We start from the raw sequence: 20,288 nt of genomic DNA, 5'->3' as shown, positions 1-20,288 counted from the left end.
GATGAAGGTGAAGTTGACAGGAAGGGATGCTTTAATCGTTGTTGATGTTCAGAAGGACTTTTGTCCTGGCGGTGCTTTGCCGGTTCCCGATGGTGATAAGGTAGTTGAACCTTTAAACATCTATATAAAGCTGTTTTCAGGAGCTGGTTTGCCTGTCTTTGCGACGAGGGACTGGCATCCTGAAAATCACATATCTTTCAAGAAAAATGGCGGTATGTGGCCTGTTCACTGTCTTCAAAACGGTAAAGGTGCTGAGTTTCACGATGATCTTATGCTTCCGCCGGATGCTTTCATAATAAACAAGGGAGACAGGCCGGAGCTTGAGGCCTATTCCGGTTTTCAGGGAACAATACTTGATTCCCTTTTGAAAGAGAGGGGAGTAAGGAGGATTTTTGTAGGAGGTCTTGCAACAGATTACTGTGTTAAGCATACTGTCCTTGGTGGATTGAACCTTGGTTATCAGGTTTTCCTCCTCTCTGATGCTGTTAGAGCAGTTAACGTTAATCCTTACGATGGTGATAGAGCGGTTGAGTTAATGCTTGAAAAAGGTGCGGTTAGTATCGTTGCGGGGGATATAGATGTATAGCTATGATCTTTCTAAACTTGACGAAGAGAGAATAAGAAAGGCTACTCTTGATTACCTTTTAGGAATGGAGTTTGATAAAGATACCTCTGAGGTGATAGCAAACACCGGTGTTGAGAATTTGAGGGAGAATATTGAAGAGCTGATAAATACTTTAAATGGTGGCGATTTGCAGAAAGCTGCCGACGTCGCCCACACGATTAAAGGCATACTCTGGAATATGGGACTTCAGGAGGAAGGCAGCCTTTTTAAAAAGGTTCAGCTTGCCATTCTTGATGGTGCATCTGAAGATATTGTAAAAGATTTGCTTAGTAAAGCCTTAGATGCAATTTCTAAGTAGCTATCGGAGGTGGCTTGAAGTCTATGTAGTCGTTAAAGAGGGAGTGGGAGGCTTCACCATCGGGAGTTAAGCGCTCTTTTATTTTAAGGATTTCATCTTTTAGTGAAAGGAAGACCTTGACAATTTGTGGGTCAAATTTTTTACCTGCGTTTTCCTTTATGAATTTGAAAACGGACTGAATATTCCATCCTTTTTTGTATGGTCTTGCTTCACCGAGGGCGTCAAACACGTCAGCAACAGAAACGATCCTTGCCTCAACAGGAATTGCCTTCCCTTTCAGTCCGTATGGATATCCACTTCCATCCCAGTTTTCATGATGGTAAAGGGCAATTCTTGCTGCCATTTCGAGAACTTTAACTTTACTGTTTGCAAGGAGTCTGTAACCGTATATCGTGTGTTTTTTCATTATTTCCATTTCTTCCGGTGTTAGTTTACCCTTTTTCTTTAAAATGCAGTCAGGTATGGCAATTTTTCCTATATCGTGGAGAGGAGCAGCAAGGTAGATATCCTCGCAGAAGGCATCACTATAGCCAAGGTTTTTTGCTATTAACTGTGAGTACAGAGCAACTCTTTCAATGTGGTGTCCGGTCATTTCATCTCTAAATTCTGCTGCCATTGAGAGTCTCAGGATAATTTCCCGGTCTCTCATTTTTATCTCTTTTAGTGAGCGGTCAATTTCATATTTCAACAGCTGGGCTTTATTTTTTAGGAGACACTCTTTGAGGCGCAGTCTTAAAAGATTTCTGACCTTTGGAATGAATTCCAATTTATCCAGAGGTTTTGTCAGAAAATCGGTAGCCCCGAGAGCAAGGGCCTTTCTCTTTATGTTTCTTGCATGTTCTGCCGTAACCATAATAAATATTACAGATTCTTTATCCGGAAGTTGCCTTACCTCTTGAAGAAGTTCTATCCCGTTCATCTCAGGCATTACGTAATCAGATATGATCATATCCACGTTGTTTTCTTCTATGAAGTCAAGAGCATCCTCGGCATTGCGAAACGACTTTGTTTCTATAGGAATTGGAAAGTCAATTTTTTTTATCATCTCTTCCATAAAAAGGAGGAAAAATGGCTGGTCATCTATCAGTACTATTGTCATTGTTTTCATCTGGATTTTCCTCTACCTTCACCTTAAAGAACTTCTTTATCCGGACAACTTCAAGACCTGCTTCCCGGGCTATCTCTCCTGCGAGCCAATCCGGATAACCTTCAACGTATATGATTTTTTTGATACCTGCATTTATTAACATCTTTGTGCACAGGCTGCATGGACAGTGGGTGCAGTAAAGAACGGCACCTTTGGTTGAGACGCCGTGGAGAGCAGCCTGTATTATTGCGTTCTGTTCAGCGTGTAATCCTCTGCACAGCTCGTGCCTTTCACCGCTTGGTACGTTTAACTTTTCTCTAAGGCATCCCACCTCATCAGGATGCTGCAGTCCTGACGGTGCACCGTTGTAACCGGTTGCAATTATTCTTTTGTCCTTGACAAGCACGGCACCAACTTTCCTCCTCAAACACGTGGAACGGCTGGAGACCATGTAAGCTATGGATAAAAAGTAGTCGTCCCATGAAGGCCGTTTCATCGTCTCACGCTTTTAAAAGAGTTTCAACTATGGATTTGAACATTCTAAATCCATCTGTGCTTCCAAGGACTTCTTCGGATGCCCTTTCGGGGTGAGGCATAAGGCCGAACACGTTGCCTTTCTTGTTGCATATTCCCGCTATGTTGTTTAGGGAACCGTTTGGGTTGAACTCTTCGCTTACCACTCCTTCCGGCGAACAGTATCTTACCACCACCTGTCCGTTCTTTTCGATTTCCTTCAGAATTTCCGGCGTGCAGGTGTAGTTTCCCTCTGCGTGGGCGATTGGTATTCTTACGACTTCACCCTTTTTGTACAACGAAGTGAAGGGTGTTTCGTTGTTTTCTACTTTCAGGTAAACAAATTTACAGATAAAGGAGAGGCTTTTGTTGGGCATCATTGCTCCCGGAAGGAGTCCCATCTCAAGAAGTATCTGAAAGCCGTTACAGATGCCCATTACAAGGCCACCTTTTTCGGCAAACTCACATATTGCTTCTGATATTGGAGAAAGTTTTGCCATTGCACCGGCTCTTAAGTAGTCGCCATAGGAGAATCCACCCGGGACTATTATGCAATCGATGTCGGAAAGATTCCTTTCTTCATGCCAGAGGTACTTTACCTCTTTGCCTAAAACTTTCTCTACAACCCATCCTATATCTTTGTCGCAGTTGCTTCCCGGGTAAACTGGTATGCCAAATTTCATCTTTAACCTCTGTTATTTTTCTGAGATTTCAAAAGTGTACTCTTCAATTACAGGGTTTACTAAAAATCTCTTTGCCATTTCTCTTATTTCCTGCTCCACTTCCTCTTTTGAGTTAGCTTCTATTTCCAGTGTGATGTATTTTCCAACGCGGACGTTTTTTACCTTTTCGAAACCGAGGCTGTGAGCTGCCTTCTCCACTGCAACACCTTGAGGGTCAAGGATGCCCTCTCTATAAGATATGAAAACCTTAACACTGTAATTTGCCATTTCTATCACCTCTGTTGCATAATTTTAGTGAAAATTTTATCACATGGAAGGTTTGTCGTGTTTTTGAAGCGGTGTGAAAGGTGTCAGTTTATGAAGCCTTACTTCGCCTTTTTTGTAGGGGAAGGATTGTCCGTTACGCTTTATCCGCTTTTAGAGCCTCTTGTTAACGTTATCTGTCTTGTTGCTGTTCCTGTTCTGATTTACAAAAAGCGGTTTGAAGAACTGGGATTTAAAAACTTTAAAAAGGGATTTGTTTATGGTCTCTCGTTCCTTATTTTTCTCCCATTTGCGAGCTGGATTTATCTTCCCGTAGCGGTTATTGATGCTTTTTCTCAGGAATTTTTCTTTAAAGGATTTTTCTACTCTGTCTTTGAAAATGAATATATCTTCTGGAGAGTGTCAAGGTTGAACCTTATTTCCAGTTTTCTTTATTTTCTTGTTTTTTTGTCAATTTCAAGGAACCTGTGTTCCGTTTCTTATTTTTTCATTTCTATTGTTTGTGGTATTCTTTACGAGGAAAGCGGTTCAATCATTGCACCCTTTCTTTTTCATCTTGGATTTTTTCTCAGTAGATTTTCAGGTATATGGAGGTGATGTTTGATCCCTTTTTTGGTTGTTAGTGCAGTTTTTATTATTGATAGGATAACCAAAATATTCGCTATGAGATTTTTGAAAGGGAAGGTTGTTACTGTTATTCCTGATTTTTTTAGCCTTGTATTTGCGGAGAACAAAGGCGCCGCTTTTAGTATTTTTTCATCGTCAACGGGTGCTGGCAGATTTTTGATGCTTATCGCTTTTCCGGCTGTTATTGTAGTGGCTCTAATTTATCTTCTTTTGACAAAAAAAGAGTATCCTCTGTATTTAAAAATTTCTTTGTCTCTTATTCTTGGCGGTGCACTTGGTAATCTCTATGATAGAATTATCTACGGAACGGTCGTGGATTTTCTTGACTTTCACGTGGGGAAGTATCACTGGCCTGCTTTCAATGTTGCCGATATTGCTGTCTTTATAGGAACGGTTATGTTGATTCTTAATGTGTCTGGGAAAGAAGAGGCTTAGTTCTGATGTGATAAAATAACTATCCCTTCCGTTTCATAAATTCCACTTTCAGGAGGCGAAAATTGGAAAGAAAAAAAATAACAATAGTTGGAGCCGGAAACATAGGTGCTACTCTTGCACTTCTTCTTGCCAGGAGAGAAGTTGCCGATGTGTATCTTATTGACATCGATGAAGGAATTGCAAAAGGAAAAGCTCTTGATATTATGGAGGCTTCTCCGATTTTAGGCTTTAACTCAAGAGTTATAGGAACTGGAAATTACGAAGATACTGCAAATTCTGACCTTGTCGTAATAACGGCCGGTTTTCCAAGAAAGCCAGGTATGAGCAGGGATGACCTTCTTTTTAAAAACTTTGAGGTTGTTAAGAGTGTAACGGAACAGATTAAAAAGTACTCTCCAGAAGCGTTCATTATCGTTGTTACGAATCCTCTTGATGCTATGACATATACGGCACTCAAAGTATCAGGATTTCCGTCTCACAGAGTTATGGGAATGGCTGGAGCTCTTGACGCTGCCCGTTTTGCTTATTTCCTTTCGGAAAAGACAGGAATATCCGTTGAAAACATAAGGGCTTTTGTTATAGGAAGCCATGGTGACGACATGGTTCCTCTTAGAAGATATACAACGGTTAGCGGTATTCCTGTTAAGTATTTCCTTTCCGATGAAGAGCTTGACAAACTTGTTGACAGAACAAGGTTTGCCGGTGGTGAAATAGTTTCGCTGCTTAAAAGGGGAAGTGCTTTTTACGCACCAGCTGCTTCCATCCTTGATATGGCAGTATCAATTCTCTGGAATAAGAGGAAGATTATTTCCTGCAGTGTCTATCTTGAAGGTGATGCAGGAGAGTATTACGGTGCTGAAGGTCTTTGTGTTGGCGTGCCTGTTGTTCTTGGTAAGAATGGTGTGGAGAAGGTTATAAAGCTGGAACTTTCTGACGAAGAATGGGCTCAATGGAGGAAATCTGTTGAGTCTGTTAAGAACCTTGTTGATAAACTTCCTCTTTAGGAGATGGAGAGATGAGAGAAATTCATGTTGATAGGATAAGGGAAGCGGTTAAGAATCTCTGTATGGATGTTAATTACTATCTTCCGAAGGATGTTCTTGCATCCTTTGACAGAGGGATAAAAGAAGAGAAATCATCTGTTGGAAGAAACGTTTTTGAAATTCTGAAGGAAAACGCTGCCATAGCTTCGGAGAAGAAAATTCCCTACTGTCAGGATACTGGATTTGCCGTTCTCTTTATTGAAATAGGACAGGATGTCAGGATTGTTGGTGGTGATATAAACGAGGCAATAAAAGAAGGTGTTGCCGAAGGTTATACAGAAGGTTACCTGAGGAAGTCCATCGTTACAGATCCGCTTTTTGACAGGAAAAACACGGGAGACAATACGCCACCAATTATTCACTACTCAATTGTTCCAGGTGATAAGTTGAAGATTAAGATGGCTGCTAAGGGTGGTGGAAGTGAAAATATGAGCCGTCTTGCGATGCTTAAACCGGCTGATGGTGTAGAAGGTGTTAAGAGGTTTGTCCTTGAAACAGTAAGTGAAGCTGGGCCCAATCCGTGCCCACCAATAATTGTTGGTGTCGGTATTGGTGGAACGTTTGAAAAAGTGGCCTATCTTGCAAAAAAATCTCTTATGAGACCGATAGGTGACAGAAATCCCGATCCAAGATATGCGGCGCTGGAAGAGGAACTCCTTGAAAAGATAAATAAGTTAGGAATAGGACCAGCCGGATTTGGTGGGACGGTTACAGCGCTTGATGTTAAAATAGAATGGTATCCATGTCACATAGCTTCTCTACCTGTTGCCGTTAATATTCAGTGTCACGCTTCAAGACATAAAGAGATAGAACTTTGACGATAAGCGGGGTGTTCCCCCGCCTTTCAATTTCCTTTTCTTCCCTGCCCTGTGGTTAATAAATATAAGTTATAATTTTCTTTAGAAATGTTCCAATTTAATTATCTGGAGGATAAGAATGGTAAAACTTTCACGACGTGTTGTTAATATGAGTCCTTCACCTACAATGGCAATTACTGCCAAGGCAAAGGAGATGAGAAGAAAAGGTATTGATGTTATTGGTTTTGGTGCAGGAGAACCGGATTTTGAAACGCCGTCACATATAAAAGAGGCAGCAATAAAAGCCATGAATGAAGGTTTTACAAGATATACGCCTGCTGCTGGTATTCCTGAGTTGAGGGAGGCCGTTGCTGAAAAATTGAAATTGGATAACGGTATAGATTATTCCCCTTCACAAGTTGTTATAACCGACGGTGCAAAGTTTGCCCTTTTTTCACTTATGCTTTCTGTTATAGAGGAGGGAGACGAAGTTATTATTCCTGCACCTTACTGGGTAACCTATCCCGAACAGGTTAAGTTTGCTGGCGGAAAACCCGTTTTCGTTGAAACATCTGAAAAGAACGGTTTTGTCTTTACAGTTGAGCTTTTGGAAAAAGCTGTTACAGATAGAACGAAGCTTTTAATTCTCTGTTCTCCAAGTAATCCTACAGGTGCTGTTATTCCTGTTGAAGAGTTAGAGAAAATAGGAAAATTTTGTGCCGAAAGGGGAATACTAATCGCTTCTGACGAGTGTTATGAGAAACTTCTCTACGATGGAGAAAAGCACGTAAGCATTGCTTCTCTTTCACCTGAAATTAAAAACGTTACTGTTACGATAAACGCCCTTTCAAAGGCCTATTCAATGACAGGCTGGAGAGTAGGTTACGCTGCCGGTCCTGAGGAAATAATTTCTTCTATGATAAAGATAAATTCTCAGTCTATTTCAAATGTTAACGCAATAGCGCAGAAAGCTGGAGTTGCCGCTCTTAAGGGGCCTCAGGATTTCCTAAACGATTGGCTTAAAGCTTTTGATGAAAGAAGACGTTACATGGTTGAAAGGTTAAATTCAGTTCCCGGTGTTAGGTGCACAATGCCAAAAGGGGCTTTTTATGCCTTTCCAAATGTTAAGGAGGTAATTGAAAAAGGTGGCTTCAAGGATGATTTTGAATTTGCAGATTTCCTTCTTGAAAATGCAAAAATTGCAGCGGTTCCGGGTTCAGCATTTGGTTATCCCGGGTATATGAGGTTTTCTTACGCAACATCGATGGAGAACATTAAGAAAGGCCTTGAGAGATTCGAAGTTACCGTTAAGGCTATAATGGAGAAGTAATGAGAAGGTTTAGGAGTTTACCCCTCTATATTGCTGCTTATGCTGTTTTGACATTATTATATGTGGTTTTCCTCGTATCTGTTGCTGTGAAATATGGTGTGAACATCAACTTTTTCGTTCTTGCGGTTCTGGTTGTTCCCGTTCTTTTAAGGTTGGTGGCACTTTTGAAGCGCGAAGTTGTTATTTCTGAGGAAGGGATAGAGATAAGGGATCTTTTTAAGAGCGGTTTCGTTAAGTGGAGCGACATTGAATCCGTTGGGTTCTCTTCCCGCCGTCGGACATTCCTGTTTATTGTTACCGGAAATAAGGATGGTTATTTGATTGATGATTCTGTAGAAAACTTTAAAAATCTTCTTGAAGAGGTAGGGAAGCGTGTTGATAAAGGTAAACTTCCTGAAAACTGGGAAGATATCGTTAGCAGTTATAAGCCATCTTACGGCGGCATAGTTCTTGTTACCCTTGCCATTCTTGTTATAGGTTATGTTGTTCTTAAATCTCTTTCGGGTTAGTTGTGATTGACATTTCCGGGTTAGACAGGACAACTTTTTTAAAAGAATCGCTTGTTATATATCAGAAGAGGAGAGGGTTTCGTTTTGGGACGGACACCTTTTTGCTTGCCGATTTTGTCCGTTGTCAGCCCGGTGAACGTTTTATAGACCTTGGAACCGGCAGCGGCGTTATTCCTCTGCTTTTGCTTGAAAAGTACGAAGATATTACAGGTGCAGCAGTTGACGTTGTTAAAGAGTGCGTGGAACTTACAAAACTGAACGCAGAAGTTAATGGTTTTACAGATAGACTTGATGTCTTCTGTCTTAATGTAAAGGATGTTAGGAGCTGTTTCCCCGCGGAAAGGTTTGATGTTGTTGTTACAAATCCTCCTTTTAAAGAAGTGAAGAGGGGATTGATAAATCCGGATAACTATAAAGCAATAGCAAGACATGAGATTGAAGGTACGTTAAAAGACTTTATAGAGGCAGCGGCTTACCTTTTAAAGTGGAAGGGGCGATTTTATCTGGTCTGTCCTGTTGAAAGATTTGTGGATACAATCTTTTTCTGCCGCAGTAAAAATCTTGAGCCTAAGAGAATAAGATTTATACAACCTTCACGGGAAGAAAAGGCCAATCTGTTTCTTTTGGAGGCAAGAAAGGGTGGTGGAAAGGGCATGGAAGTTCTCCCACCCCTTGTCATATATGAGGATAAGAGAAATAGAGTCTATACGCCTGAAATGAAAAAGAAATACGAGGCGTTCTTTGAAAGTAAGTAGGCATACGCTTTTCGTTCTTTTCCTTTTTCTTCTGTCAGTAGCTATAAAATTGAAAGCGTTGTTTTTAGTTCCTTTCATGGGTGTTGTTTTTATTGTTTACACTTCAAAGTACGGTATTAAAGAGATCCTGATTACAGCCGTTTTCGTTTCACTGTTTGTTTATTTTCTCTCGCTCTTCTCATTCCCTTTCGTTCCGAAAGTTAAGTGGATTTTTGAAAGCGGAGAAGGAAAAGTTGCACTTTTAACGGATGGCAGGTATTTACCTGTTTTTGATTCTGTTTCTGTCGGTGATGTAGTTTCTGAAAAGGACGGAAGTGTTGTTGAAAAAGGAGGGCTTTCTTCTTTCTTTGAGAGGGCTCGATTTGCCCTGTCTCAGCGTGCTGAAACTTCCTTGGATTATCCCGTCTCTTCCCTTGTGGAGGCAGTTACTCTTGGCGTTAGATACAACCTTCCTGAGAGCATTAAAGCTTACATGGCACTGACGGGAATTTATCCGCTGCTTGCCATATCCGGTCTTCATGTTGCTGTCGTTTTTGGATTCATAGCGGTCTGGCTAAAGCTCTTCAGGATGTTTTCTCTTAAAAGAGCGATTTTTATTCTTACTCTTTTAATGCCTTTTACAGGATTTCCCGTTTCTGCTGTTAGGGCTTACCTTTTTATCCTTTTTGCCGTTTTTCTGAAAATCCACGGCAGGAGGGTTGACTACGTCTATATAACTGTCTTGACTGCCTTTTTGATGACTCTCTTTTTTTCCATTTCTGCAGGTTTTATACTTTCTTTCCTTGGTGCTTTGGGAATTTTTGCCGCCATGCAGTCAGATGGTTTTAAGAAGAAGATTTTTCTGGTGCTCTTTCCTTTTTTATTTACACTTCCTTATGTTGTTTTTAGATTTAAAACGGTAAATCTTCTTTCGCCAATTTCTATGTTTGTTATAACACCTCTTTTCACGCTTTTTCTTCTGCTTTGTTTTCTTTCGGAAGTTACGCTATTTAAGATTAAGTTTTTAACCGCTTTGACGGAAAAGGCTGGAGAGATTTTGATAGTCTTTGTGAAATGGCTTTTTAAAGTTTTACATCCCGGCGTTATTCATGTTTCTGTACCCTTTACAATCATATTTATTGTTTCTTTTATCGTGTTTGTGATTTTGATTTTCGAACTTGATGTAAAGTATGTTTTCTTTGTTTTCTCAGCTTTTCTTGTTTTTCTCCTGTTTAATCAATTTTACCTTTACGGTGTTACTGAAAAGATTTCTGGAAAAGACTTAAACAGTTCTTACTTTCTATCTGGAGAGGGACAGAAGTTCAGGAATTCAACACTTGTAGCAGATTACATTTTTCCATATACAGAAACTATTCTTGGCTTAAATGGGGTAACTTTTAAACAAAGTGTAAAATAGCCTTTACAAAATTCTGGAGGTTATCATGGAAGAGATTTTCCCGTTTATAGGATATAGAGGCAGAAGACTTTTTGTTGAGGATGTTGATGTTCAGGCGGTAGCTAAAAAGATAGGGACACCTGCTTATGTTTACAGTAAAGCTGCTTTTTCCTATTGGTTTAATGAGTTTGATTCTGCATTTGGTGATGTTGGACATCTTACTGCTTTTGCCGTTAAGTCTTGTTCAAACATTGCTATTCTTAAACTTCTTGCAGAGATGGGAGCAGGTGCTGATACCGTTTCAGCTGGTGAGATATTCCGTGCTGTTAATGCTGGAATACCATCGGAAAAAATTGTTTTCGCAGGTGTTGGGAAGAGAAGAGATGAAATGGAATACGCTCTCTCTTGCGGAATACTTATGTTTAACGTTGAATCTCGTCAGGAATTAGAAACACTTAATAGGGTGGCAGAAAAAATTGGAAAGAAGGCAAAGATAGCTGTTAGGGTGAATCCTGATGTTGACCCGAAGACTCATCCTTATATCTCAACCGGATTGAGAACAAGTAAGTTTGGTATTGACTACGATGAAGCTTTTGATGTTTACATGAAAGCTAAAGAGATGAGATGGATAGAGCCTGTTGGCATTCACTTCCACATAGGTTCTCAGATACTTGATGTTTCTCCATTTAAAGAAGCTTCGTCAAAGGTGGCAGATTTAGTTAAGGCTTTAAGGGATAAAGGTCTTGATATTGAATATTTTGATGCAGGTGGAGGTCTTGGGATAAACTATCATCCGGAAGAAAAACCGCCTGCTGCTTCCTCTCTTGCCGAGATGATTGTTCCTTTTGTAAAAGAGCTTGATTGTAAGTTGATTTTAGAACCGGGAAGGAGGATTTCCGGTAATTCAGGTCTTCTTCTTACAGAGATTCTGTACGTTAAGAGGAAAGAAGGAAAAACATTTTACATCGTTGATGCTGCAATGAACGACTGTATGAGACCTTCTCTTTACGATGCCTATCACCACATTGTTCCTGTAGAGAAGAAGGAAACTGTGGAAATTGTGGATGTTGTGGGTCCTGTCTGTGAAACCGGTGATATTTTTGCAAAGGACAGGAGAGTGGGAAGGTGTGAGCAGGGGGATATCCTTGCGATTTTAAGTGCTGGAGCGTATGGGTTTTCAATGGCTTCAAACTACAATTCCAGAGTTAGACCGCCTGAAGTTCTTGTCTCTAACAGAGATTTTAAGGTTATAAGGGAAAGAGAAACGTTTGGTAGCCTGATAGAAGGTGAAAAAATTCTGTGGCTTTGAACTTTAGAAAAATAACGTTTTAACATTACAAAAAGGAAAGTATCACCATGTATTGAACCCGTACATGGACTTGCCAAAGGGAGGAACATTTCCTATATTTACCTCTGTCAATTCGGGGCATAGCTCAGCTTGGTTAGAGCGCGTGCCTTGGGAGCACGAGGCCGCCCGTTCAAATCGGGCTGCCCCGACCATTTTCTTCCACCGGGGCCCGTAGCTCAGCTGGATAGAGCAACGGACTTCTAATCCGTAGGTCGGAGGTTCGAATCCTCCCGGGCCCGCCACTAATCAAGATACGAAATAACTACCCTTTCATAGATATCGTAAACATCGTCCGGTTTGCAAAGTTTTGGCCCTTCTCTCATAACCGTTGCAGTTCCACACGAAACTGCAAAAGCTACTGCTTCTGCAAGATTTTCACCTTTATCAAGTGCATAGATAAAACCACCGACAACAGAATCGCCAGCACCAACTGTATTGACAACCTTAACTTCAGGTGGAACAACCCTTATGACTTTTTCTTCCGTAACAGCAACGGCACCATACCTGCCAAGAGAAGTTATAACCACCTCAACACCCTGAGTTACAATTTCTTTAGACGCTTTAACAATGTCGTTAAAATCAAATAAAGGTCTGCCGACAAGTCTCTCAAGCTCGTGCCTATTAGGTTTGATAGCAAAAGGCAGTGCCATTATCGCCTTCCTTAAAAGCTCACCATCCGCATCAACAAGAACGTTACACCCTTTCTTTTTAAAGTGCTTTATAACCTTTGCATAGAAGTCATCAGGAAGCCCGGGTGGGACACTTCCGCCTAAAATCAGGAAATCCGGCGAATGACTGCATATTCTATCTTCAAGCTCTTTTATCTCCTTCTCATTGAGAACAGGTCCTCGACAGGCTATGAGAACATGACTCTTTTTCCCTCTCTGTTCAAGAATTGTATTTACCCTACTTTCACCCTCTATCTTTACATACTCAAACGGGACAGATTCCTCCTCAAGTCCTCTCATTATGCACTCACCAACACAACCACCTATCGTCGTAATCAGATGGGGTGATGTACCAAGTCTGCTTATAACCCTTGCTGCATTAAGTCCTTTTCCACCGGGGCTTAAATAGGGATTTTCTACCCTGTTTGTGTCATCTTCTATCAAAACCGTTGTATAGTAATAAACATCAAGACAGGGATTTGGACATACAGAAGCAATCATAAGCCCCCCTCAGGAAATCTCCGTTCCTATACCTTCCCTTGTAAATATTTCAAGCAAAACGGCATGAATAATCCTTCCATCTATTATATGAGCCTTTTTAACACCTGCCGCAAGTGCAATCTGACATGCTCTAACTTTAGGAATCATACCGCCCGAGATAGTACCGTCCTCTATGAGTGGTGGTATGTCATCCTTTGAAAGCGTTGAAATCAGATTTCCATTTTTATCCTTTATTCCCTCTATATCGGTAAGCATTATCAATTTTTCCGCCTGAAGTGCTGCCGCAACTTCTCCTGCCACTATATCTGCATTTATGTTATAAGCCTCAAAATCCTTACCAGCACCTACAGGCGCTATTACCGGGATGAACTTTGACTCGAGAAGCTTAAGTACAATTTCCGGATTGACCTTTTCGACCTCTCCAACAAACCCAAGGTCTGCAACTTCAGAGGACTTAATCTCTGAAAGGTACTTTTTTGAATCCATCTTTCTTGCAACAATAAAGTTTCCATCCTTTCCAGAAAGTCCTACTGCATTGCCACCGTGGGAATTTATAAGCTTCACTATTTCCTTGTTAACCTTCCCTACAAGAACCATCTCAACAATGTTCATAGTCTCTCTGTCTGTAACCCTCATTCCACCGACGAACCTTGTTTCTATGTTTAACCTTTTAAGAAACTCTCCTATCTGAGGGCCACCACCATGAACGATAACAGGATTTATCCCAATGTACTTCAATAGAACAATATCTTTGGCAAAACTCCTCTTTAGCTCCTCCTTCACCATTGCGTTACCACCGTACTTTATGACCACTGTCTTACCGTAAAAACGTTTTATGTAAGGAAGAGCCTCCAATAAAACAGAAGCCTTTTCAATCAGCTTTTCCAAAAGACACCTCCCCGATAAGTTCAGCTGCTGTAAATGGAATAACCTCTTTTATGCTTTCCTTTCCTGCAACCTTCATTAAAAGTCTATCAAATCCAAGTGCAACACCTTCAGATTCAGGCAGAGGTCTGTCTTTTAAGAGACGGAGAAAACCTTTATCCACCGCCTTAACTCCTTTTTTTAAAAACTTCCCGAGATAAGAATTGTAGTCGGTAAGTTCAGAGTATCCATTGGCAATTTCAACACCCTTTATGTAAAGCTCAAATCTTTCAGCTTTGCCGTTTTTAACCTTTGCCATGGCAGAAAACCTTTCAGGGTAATCGTGGAGAAAAACGGGACTGTTTATACGGGAAAGTCCCTTCTCAACCTTATCAACAAGGAGAAAGAAAAAGGCATCTTCGTAACTGTCTAAATTGGCTTTTCTTTTAACTGCATCTTCGTCAAAAACATCAACACCTGCAAATTCTCTAAATGCCTCTTCAACGGTCATTTTCTCAAAATCAAGGGAGAAATCGGGATTAAAGCCAAGCTCCTTTCCCTTTTCAAATACCGCTTTTACTATACTTTCAGTCTCTTCCATACCGTCACTGTAATTGCCGCCTGCTCTATACCACTCAACCATCGTAAACTCTACATTGTGCAAATCACCTGTTTCACCGTCTCTGAAAACTTTACAGATTTGAAAAATTCTCTCACATCCATGCCATACGAGCCTTTTCATAAAAAATTCTGGAGATGTATGGAGAAAAAACCGGTGCCTTTTCCCTGAAAAATCTTTAAAAACAGCCCTTACATTATCTACGTTATCATCGGGGTTTTCATAGGGGACAAGTACGGGTGTATCTACCTCTATAAACTTTCTCTCCCGGAAGAACAATCGGATGACGTCAAGCAGAGAATCCCTTAACTTTAAAATACCCAAGTCAAGCAAGCTTTATCACCTCCTCTACCGAAACGGGGCAATAACCCGTAAATTCCAGATTAACGTTAAAACATTTTATTCCGTAAAGAAAGCAGCCGCAGTGTATTCTCGCCAAATTCCTGTGAACATGTCCGTGAACAAGGTGGTCACACCTGTAAAAATTAAAAAGCCACCTTACCCTGCAAATTCTATCTATGTACCGCCTCTTTTTTCTCAAATCAAGGGCAGGATAGTGACTAAGTAAAAGCCTTTTCCCTCTGATGTCAAGTATCTTAAAAAACGGAATAATCTCGTCAAAGTAAATGGGCAGAACGGAAGATGTGACCTCATCGTGATTTCCCTTTACAAGTACTTTTCTGCACGGAAGCGCCTGCCACCTTTTTAGAAAACCTTTTTTATCTTTTCCGTGCCAGGTAAAATCGCCCAAGTGGTAAAGAATGTCCCTTTCTGTTAAAATTTTCTCAAGGTTTTCAAGGATCCTGTTTTCAAAACCCTCAAAACGGAAAGCACTTAAATTCACGATGTTTCGGTGGTAAAAATGGGTATCGGAAATAAAAAAAATCACGAAACCTCCTACCTTAAAGAGAGGTGGCAAAATCGTAGCGAAATAGTTCCGCCTGACATAGAAGATTTTACCAGCCAATTTAACGAAAGGGAGTTTCTCCTTAAAGAGATAGAAACCTTTGCTTCTGAAAATAAAGTTCCCATACTCCTCCCCTCAGCAGCACGGTTTCTCCAGATCATATGTAGAACAAAACAACCTGAAGAGATTTTAGAGATAGGAACAGGAATTGGATACAGTACCCTCTCAATGCTGTTTGCCCTGAACGGAAGATCCAGAATTACTTCAGTTGACTTTAACGGTGAAAGAGTGCAAATTGCAAAAGAGTTCATACAGAAATCGGGATTCTTTGTAAACTTAATCTGTGATGATGCTTTCAACGTGATAAGTAATTTCATTGCCGAAGGAAAGCAGTTTGATTTTATCTTCGTTGACTCAATGAAGTCAGAATACATATTTATGAATTTTAAAATTCAGACTCTCTTGAAAAACAACGGCATTGCTGTTTTTGATAACGTTCTTTTTAGAGGTTACGTATGCGGCAGATACCCTGAAAAATACAGAAGAAGCGTAAAACTGCTGAAAACATTTTTAAAACACGTGAAAGAATATCCGGGGTTTACAGCATCAATAATTCCAGTAGGTGACGGACTATTGATACTTGAAAGGAAAGGATAATCAGTACATAGCAACCTTATCAAGGGAATGGAGATAATCTTTTATACCCTCGGCTATTCCACGGGCTATCTCCCACTGGTACTTACTCTGAACGAGTCTGTGCCTATCTTTCCTGTTTGTCATGAAACCTGTCTCTATCAACACAGCAGGACGCCCCGGTGTTTTAAGAACAAGAATATTACGTTTCATATCTTTAATACCTTTAACGATATTCTCATTTGTGTTAGCCTTAAGCCTCTTCACAATAGATTCTGCCAGACGCCTGCTCTCCACAAAAGTAACAGTACTTGATAGAGAAACAATAACCGGTGTGATGCTCCAGCACATCGTATCGGAACACAATTTAACGTTCTTAGCAATTTCCTCAGCTGTGTCCTGAGCCTTTGCAAAGAGCGTGGGCGATGCCTTGAAAACGGTAACTCCGCTACAGTTTGGATGGCTTGGCATAGAGTCAGCATGAATGCTTACAAATGCGTCTGCACATGCTTTCGCCGCTATCTCAGCCCTCTTTAAAAGCGGAACAAAAACATCCCTGTTACGCGTCATTATTACTGTAATGCTCGGGTCTGTCTCAAGAATGCGTTTAACTTTCCTTGCAATGGCAAGTGTAATGTACTTCTCTTTATACTTTGGATGCCTCCAGTGAATAGGCCACACAGCTCCAGGATCCTTTCCACCGTGCCCGGGATCAATAACAACTATTCTCTTACCAAACCTCGGTTTACAATTAGAAGAGACAAAATCGGGAAAAATATCAATAACAAGACGAAAAGGCTTATGATGCCTTGCTTTTAAAGCGAATATTTTATACCTGTGAGGCGCATCAAGCTTTATTCTTACTTTCGTCTTGCTTCTTGTAAGGGGAATGAGCTCGACGTACTTGGCAAATTCACTATGTATCCTGTATTTCTTCCTGTTTGTTCTCAAACCTTTAACAATAAAAACCAGATAGTTATGTTTTATGTAATCTGAAATGCGCTTTTTATCAACTTTGCCACTTAAATCTAAAACGATTCTAACCCGTTTCGACGAGGAAGAGTGCCTCAGGCGTTTAACATAAGGAATGTACCTCCTCGCCTCTGCAATATCAAAGGATGGAATGGAAAACAGACCCCCTAACGTTATAACTTTTAGAAAATCGCGCCTTTTCATCATTCAATTCCTTTTAAAACTGGCACCTGCAAAATTTCATTGTAACATATTATTAAATATAATAAGAATTAATGCTTCTTGCCAAAAAGAACAGCTCTCCTTAAAAGCTGCAGTGCCAGAGCCGGATCGCAACCTTTTCCACATACGGCAGAACAGCTTGCCGCAAAATGGCACCTGAAAACACCTTCCGGCGAAGCTACCACATCAAGCCTCTCTTCAAATCCGTCATCTCTTGAATCAAAAGAGTACCTGTAAGCCTGCGCAAGTGCCTGAGGACCAAGGAACCCTTCCTTAAAGCCTTCTGAAAGGTCGGGCGTTCCCATACAAACACTGTAACAACTTCCGCATTTGATACAGTAAGCAAACTGAAGGTAAAGTTCCAGCTCTTCCGGTGTCTGCTTTAATTCAGAATCCGGTTCAATAGTTGAAATATTTTCTTTTTTGTTTATCAAAAATGGTTTAACAGCTTTATGCTTCTCAAAAAATGGCTCAAGATCAACAACAAGATCTTTTATCACAGGATATTTGGCAAGTGGTTCAAGTTTTATAGAATCCGTACCAAGATGAACGATCTTCGTAATACACGCAAGAGCAGGCTTACCATTTACCCTTACAGCACATGAACCACAAATAGCCATTCTACAAGAATGGCGGTATGAAAGAGAAGAGTCAACGTTTTCCTTTATATAGTTAAGAGCGTCCAGTATCGTCACAATACTTGCAAGCTTCGGAACTTTATAGACCTTTTCGTAAGGTTCTTTATCTTCTGCCGGATTAAACCTTCTAATAGTAAACGTGTACTCTGCCATTTCGAACTCCCTCTCAAATAACCTTGTGCTTTGCCGCTATGAGGATGACTGCAAGAACGACACCAACAACGGCAAAAAATAGGTCAACACCTTTGCTGTATCCCTTTTTCTCAACAACAATTGATCTTAGACCGTAAAGACCGTGATAGAGCATAACAAGAATGGAAAAATCAAGAACGTATATAAAGTAAGGTGTATGCGGATGAAGTGCCTCTTTAAGAGGTTTAATATGCATCATAAGGTTGTGTACTATAAAGAAGAAAAATACAAAAACTGCAGCACCAAGGTAGAGTGCGTAAAAGAGTCTTTCACTTCTCATGATGTCATCCCCTTTCCAATGATAACAACGGTAAGGAATAAAACGGCAAGCGCCATAAAGATGTAAAAGAGTAACCTTGAATACTTAATAGAAACGGGAGAGTAAGGATACTCTATAAAGGCGGGCTTTCCAATTAAAAATCCAAGTTCGAGTATTATCAACCTCATACCGTTAAAGGCATGGAATGCAAAGGCGAAAACGGCCGTCCAGTCAGCAAAGAAACAGACAGGTCCTTTTGAAAGCACATGGACAATCATGTAGATAAATAGATAAATACCTGTAATCCTGTGCGCTTTTGATAACTTCTCTTCCATCACCATCATCAGTACTTCCTTTCCACTGGTTTGTATTTTGTAACCCTTACATTTCTGTAAGAGATTTTAAGCTCTTCACCTTCTTTCCTGACAAGCGTATGCTTTAAGTAATTCTCATCGTCCCTTGAAGGATAATCTGTTCTAAAGTGAGCCCCTCTTGACTCTTTCCTGTTAAGGGCTGAAAGGGTAATAACCTCAGCAACATCTACCATGTTTAGAAGTTCCTGATAGTTTACAAGCTCAAGATTGTAAACCTTTGATGTATTTAAAACCTTAGCACTTTTCGCCTCTTCTTTTATCTTTCTTATCTCTTCAAGTGCCTTTTCAAGCTCTTCCTGATTTCTTTCAATACCTACAAACCTATCCATCGTTTCTTTTAATCTCTTTCTCAAGGCATAAACGGAAACGTTAGAACCAGAGCCTATATGAGAAAAGAACATCTTTTCCTTTTCCTTAAGGAGAGATTCACTCAGCTCCTTTTTACCTGAAAACTCTTTGAGATTTTCAACGACTTTTTCACCACAGAGTCTACCACATACAAGACATTCTGCCGTAGAGTTGGTTCCAAGCCTGTTTGAACCGTGAATTCCAGCATTGGCATTCTCGCCTATTGCATAGACACCAGGCTTTTCCGTGACGCCGTAAACATCAGCGGCTATACCACCCATAGAATAGTGGGCAGCAGGCCTAATGGGAATAGGTTCGTTTACAGGATCTATTCCTAAAAACTTCATACAGACTTCTCTGATAAGGTGAAGCCTGTGTTTTACTTTTTCCTCACCAAGATGTGTAAGGTCAAGGAGAACATAACTTAAACCATCCTTTTCAAAAGCTCTGCCCTTTTTGATCTCCTCAAAAATTGAACGGGAAACGATATCTCTTGGGGCAAGTTCCATGGCTGTCGGTGCGTAATACTTCATAAACCTTTCACCATCCTTGTTAAGGAGATGTCCACCTTCGCCTCTGGCCGCCTCAGACATGAGAATTCCTGAAGGAATAAGACCGGTCGGGTGGAACTGGATAAACTCCATATCCTCAAGCGGAAGTCCCATTCTCAAGGCGTAAGCAAGCCCGTCACCTGTAGAACTATCAGAGTAAGTTGTAAACGAATAGATACATCCGGAACCACCGGTGGCAAGAACAAGCTGATTACCAACGATAAAATCGACCTCGCCGGTTTTCAATTTATAAGCAGCAAGAACATAAGCACCGTTATTTTCAAAAATATCATAGATAAAATACTCGTCATAGCGGGTGTAGTTTGAAAACCTCAAAAGATTATCATAAAGCGTTTGCATTTCAAAAAATCCAGTCTTATCACTTGCATAGGTCGCCCGTGGATAAGAATGACCGCCGAAAGGTCTCTGGGCTATTTTGCCATCTTTCGTTCTGGACCAGGGACATCCGAGGTGATCAAGGAAGTAGATCTCCCCTGGACAGTTTTCGACAAACACCTCAACGGCATCCTGGTCAGCGAGAAAGTCGCTTCCCTTTACCGTATCGTATTCGTGTTTTTCAAAACTATCTTCAGATGATAAAACTGCTGCAGTTCCACCTTCAGCACATACAGAGTGAGCCCTCATCAACTGAACCTTTGAAACAAGACCCACAGAAACGCCATCTTCTGTCTTTCTCAAAATTTCAAGAGCCGCTCTTAAACCAGCAAGCCCTGTCCCGAGAATTACAACATCATGATAATAAACAGCCATATCCACTGCCTCTTCTACATGGATTTAATTTGCGGATGGGAATTATACCATAAGCAGAAATTTAAAAACTACAAATAGTA

Annotated in this window: 25 protein-coding genes and 2 tRNA genes; 14 read left to right on the top strand and 13 right to left on the bottom strand. The window is 40.6% G+C overall.

The genetic code is table 11. The annotated features are described in order from the left end of the window. Position 1: 1 nt before the first annotated feature. Together H153_RS0106075 and H153_RS0106070 are read left to right on the top strand one after the other, a co-directional pair. Positions 2-586 carry a nicotinamidase gene (locus tag H153_RS0106075; protein WP_022847252.1) on the top strand — a complete coding sequence of 195 codons (585 nt, stop codon included), beginning with the start codon at positions 2-4 and terminating at the stop codon, positions 584-586. After that, entirely contained in the window at positions 579-923 is a 345-nt protein-coding gene (locus tag H153_RS0106070) for an Hpt domain-containing protein (protein ID WP_022847251.1), read from the top strand. Before H153_RS0106075 ends, H153_RS0106070 begins: the two co-directional genes overlap by 8 nt. On the opposite strand, the gene H153_RS09475 is transcribed toward H153_RS0106070, so the two are convergent. From H153_RS09475 to purS, 4 genes are read right to left on the bottom strand one after another with little or no spacing between them, the layout of a single operon-like run. Further along, positions 916-2,031 (bottom strand): HD domain-containing phosphohydrolase, encoded by a 1,116-nt coding sequence (locus H153_RS09475; protein ID WP_022847250.1) that lies wholly within the window; start codon positions 2,029-2,031, stop codon positions 916-918. The genes H153_RS0106070 and H153_RS09475 overlap by 8 nt on opposite strands. After that, entirely contained in the window at positions 2,000-2,506 is a 507-nt protein-coding gene (locus H153_RS09470) for a cytidine/deoxycytidylate deaminase family protein (protein ID WP_022847249.1), read from the bottom strand. Before H153_RS09470 ends, H153_RS09475 begins: the two co-directional genes overlap by 32 nt. A gap of 4 nt (positions 2,507-2,510) precedes the next feature. After that, on the bottom strand, positions 2,511-3,206 hold the full coding sequence (gene purQ, locus H153_RS0106055; protein ID WP_022847248.1) for a phosphoribosylformylglycinamidine synthase subunit PurQ: 696 nt from the start codon (positions 3,204-3,206) through the stop codon (positions 2,511-2,513). A gap of 12 nt (positions 3,207-3,218) precedes the next feature. After that, a complete protein-coding gene (gene purS / locus H153_RS0106050; RefSeq protein WP_022847247.1) occupies positions 3,219-3,473 on the bottom strand; it encodes a phosphoribosylformylglycinamidine synthase subunit PurS in 255 nt (84 codons plus the stop codon). 90 nt (positions 3,474-3,563) lie between these two features. Here purS and H153_RS09945 point away from each other — a divergent pair, with 90 nt between their 5' ends. The 11 genes from H153_RS09945 to H153_RS0105995 all read left to right on the top strand — a co-directional run bounded on the left by H153_RS09945 (position 3,564) and on the right by H153_RS0105995 (position 11,931). Then, positions 3,564-4,067 carry a CPBP family glutamic-type intramembrane protease gene (locus H153_RS09945; protein WP_155883420.1) on the top strand — a complete coding sequence of 168 codons (504 nt, stop codon included), beginning with the start codon at positions 3,564-3,566 and terminating at the stop codon, positions 4,065-4,067. 3 nt (positions 4,068-4,070) lie between these two features. After that, entirely contained in the window at positions 4,071-4,532 is a 462-nt protein-coding gene (gene lspA / locus H153_RS0106040) for a signal peptidase II (protein ID WP_022847245.1), read from the top strand. Between the two features lie 62 nt (positions 4,533-4,594). Continuing rightward, complete coding sequence (gene mdh / locus H153_RS0106035) at positions 4,595-5,536, top strand: malate dehydrogenase (protein ID WP_022847244.1); 942 nt, start codon at positions 4,595-4,597, stop codon at positions 5,534-5,536. An 11-nt stretch (positions 5,537-5,547) separates the two neighbouring features. Continuing rightward, on the top strand, positions 5,548-6,393 hold the full coding sequence (locus H153_RS0106030; RefSeq protein WP_022847243.1) for a fumarate hydratase: 846 nt from the start codon (positions 5,548-5,550) through the stop codon (positions 6,391-6,393). A 118-nt stretch (positions 6,394-6,511) separates the two neighbouring features. Then, positions 6,512-7,702, top strand: coding sequence for a pyridoxal phosphate-dependent aminotransferase (locus tag H153_RS0106025; protein WP_022847242.1), 1,191 nt, complete (start codon positions 6,512-6,514; stop codon positions 7,700-7,702). Then, entirely contained in the window at positions 7,702-8,211 is a 510-nt protein-coding gene (locus H153_RS0106020; RefSeq protein WP_022847241.1) for a PH domain-containing protein, read from the top strand. Before H153_RS0106025 ends, H153_RS0106020 begins: the two co-directional genes overlap by 1 nt. A 2-nt stretch (positions 8,212-8,213) precedes the next feature. Further along, positions 8,214-8,966 (top strand): tRNA1(Val) (adenine(37)-N6)-methyltransferase, encoded by a 753-nt coding sequence (locus H153_RS0106015; protein WP_022847240.1) that lies wholly within the window; start codon positions 8,214-8,216, stop codon positions 8,964-8,966. Continuing rightward, entirely contained in the window at positions 8,953-10,362 is a 1,410-nt protein-coding gene (locus tag H153_RS0106010) for a ComEC/Rec2 family competence protein (protein WP_022847239.1), read from the top strand. The genes H153_RS0106015 and H153_RS0106010 overlap by 14 nt, the downstream gene beginning before the upstream one ends. A 25-nt stretch (positions 10,363-10,387) precedes the next feature. Next, complete coding sequence (gene lysA / locus H153_RS0106005) at positions 10,388-11,650, top strand: diaminopimelate decarboxylase (protein ID WP_022847238.1); 1,263 nt, start codon at positions 10,388-10,390, stop codon at positions 11,648-11,650. A gap of 113 nt (positions 11,651-11,763) precedes the next feature. Beyond that, positions 11,764-11,841: transfer RNA gene (locus H153_RS0106000), tRNA-Pro, on the top strand. Between the two features lie 13 nt (positions 11,842-11,854). Further along, positions 11,855-11,931: transfer RNA gene (locus H153_RS0105995), tRNA-Arg, on the top strand. Here H153_RS0105995 and H153_RS0105990 read toward each other — a convergent pair. The 4 genes from H153_RS0105990 to H153_RS0105975 are packed head-to-tail and all read right to left on the bottom strand — an operon-like array spanning position 11,932 to position 15,230. Beyond that, a complete protein-coding gene (locus H153_RS0105990) occupies positions 11,932-12,858 on the bottom strand; it encodes a 1-phosphofructokinase family hexose kinase (RefSeq protein ID WP_022847237.1) in 927 nt (308 codons plus the stop codon). It abuts the tRNA gene before it with no gap. 9 nt (positions 12,859-12,867) lie between these two features. Beyond that, positions 12,868-13,746, bottom strand: a complete 879-nt coding sequence (gene argB, locus H153_RS0105985; protein WP_022847236.1) for an acetylglutamate kinase — start codon at positions 13,744-13,746, stop codon at positions 12,868-12,870. After that, positions 13,730-14,674 carry an amino acid--tRNA ligase-related protein gene (locus tag H153_RS0105980; RefSeq protein WP_022847235.1) on the bottom strand — a complete coding sequence of 315 codons (945 nt, stop codon included), beginning with the start codon at positions 14,672-14,674 and terminating at the stop codon, positions 13,730-13,732. The genes argB and H153_RS0105980 overlap by 17 nt, the downstream gene beginning before the upstream one ends. Then, positions 14,667-15,230, bottom strand: coding sequence for a metallophosphoesterase (locus H153_RS0105975; RefSeq protein WP_022847234.1), 564 nt, complete (start codon positions 15,228-15,230; stop codon positions 14,667-14,669). The genes H153_RS0105980 and H153_RS0105975 overlap by 8 nt, the downstream gene beginning before the upstream one ends. On the opposite strand from H153_RS0105975, the gene H153_RS0105970 reads away from it, so the two are divergent. Beyond that, positions 15,204-15,905, top strand: coding sequence for an O-methyltransferase (locus tag H153_RS0105970; RefSeq protein ID WP_022847233.1), 702 nt, complete (start codon positions 15,204-15,206; stop codon positions 15,903-15,905). The two genes, H153_RS0105975 and H153_RS0105970, sit on opposite strands and share 27 nt — an antisense overlap. Here H153_RS0105970 and H153_RS0105965 read toward each other — a convergent pair whose 3' ends face one another. The 5 genes from H153_RS0105965 to H153_RS0105945 form a co-directional block, all read right to left on the bottom strand. Next, positions 15,906-17,060, bottom strand: a complete 1,155-nt coding sequence (locus tag H153_RS0105965) for an N-acetylmuramoyl-L-alanine amidase (protein ID WP_022847232.1) — start codon at positions 17,058-17,060, stop codon at positions 15,906-15,908. A gap of 65 nt (positions 17,061-17,125) precedes the next feature. Next, positions 17,126-17,866 (bottom strand): succinate dehydrogenase iron-sulfur subunit, encoded by a 741-nt coding sequence (locus tag H153_RS0105960; RefSeq protein ID WP_022847231.1) that lies wholly within the window; start codon positions 17,864-17,866, stop codon positions 17,126-17,128. Positions 17,867-17,879: 13 nt separating this feature from the next. Then, a complete protein-coding gene (locus H153_RS0105955) occupies positions 17,880-18,185 on the bottom strand; it encodes a hypothetical protein (protein WP_022847230.1) in 306 nt (101 codons plus the stop codon). After that, positions 18,182-18,508, bottom strand: a complete 327-nt coding sequence (locus H153_RS0105950) for a hypothetical protein (protein ID WP_022847229.1) — start codon at positions 18,506-18,508, stop codon at positions 18,182-18,184. Before H153_RS0105950 ends, H153_RS0105955 begins: the two co-directional genes overlap by 4 nt. Beyond that, positions 18,508-20,208 carry an FAD-binding protein gene (locus H153_RS0105945; protein WP_022847228.1) on the bottom strand — a complete coding sequence of 567 codons (1,701 nt, stop codon included), beginning with the start codon at positions 20,206-20,208 and terminating at the stop codon, positions 18,508-18,510. The genes H153_RS0105950 and H153_RS0105945 overlap by 1 nt, the downstream gene beginning before the upstream one ends. Positions 20,209-20,288: the final 80 nt, after the last annotated feature.

Origin of the sequence: Desulfurobacterium sp. TC5-1, assembly GCF_000421485.1 — a bacterium.
Classification (GTDB): Bacteria; Aquificota; Aquificia; order Desulfurobacteriales; family Desulfurobacteriaceae; genus Desulfurobacterium_A.
This window is presented reverse-complemented; position numbering and strand designations above follow the sequence as displayed.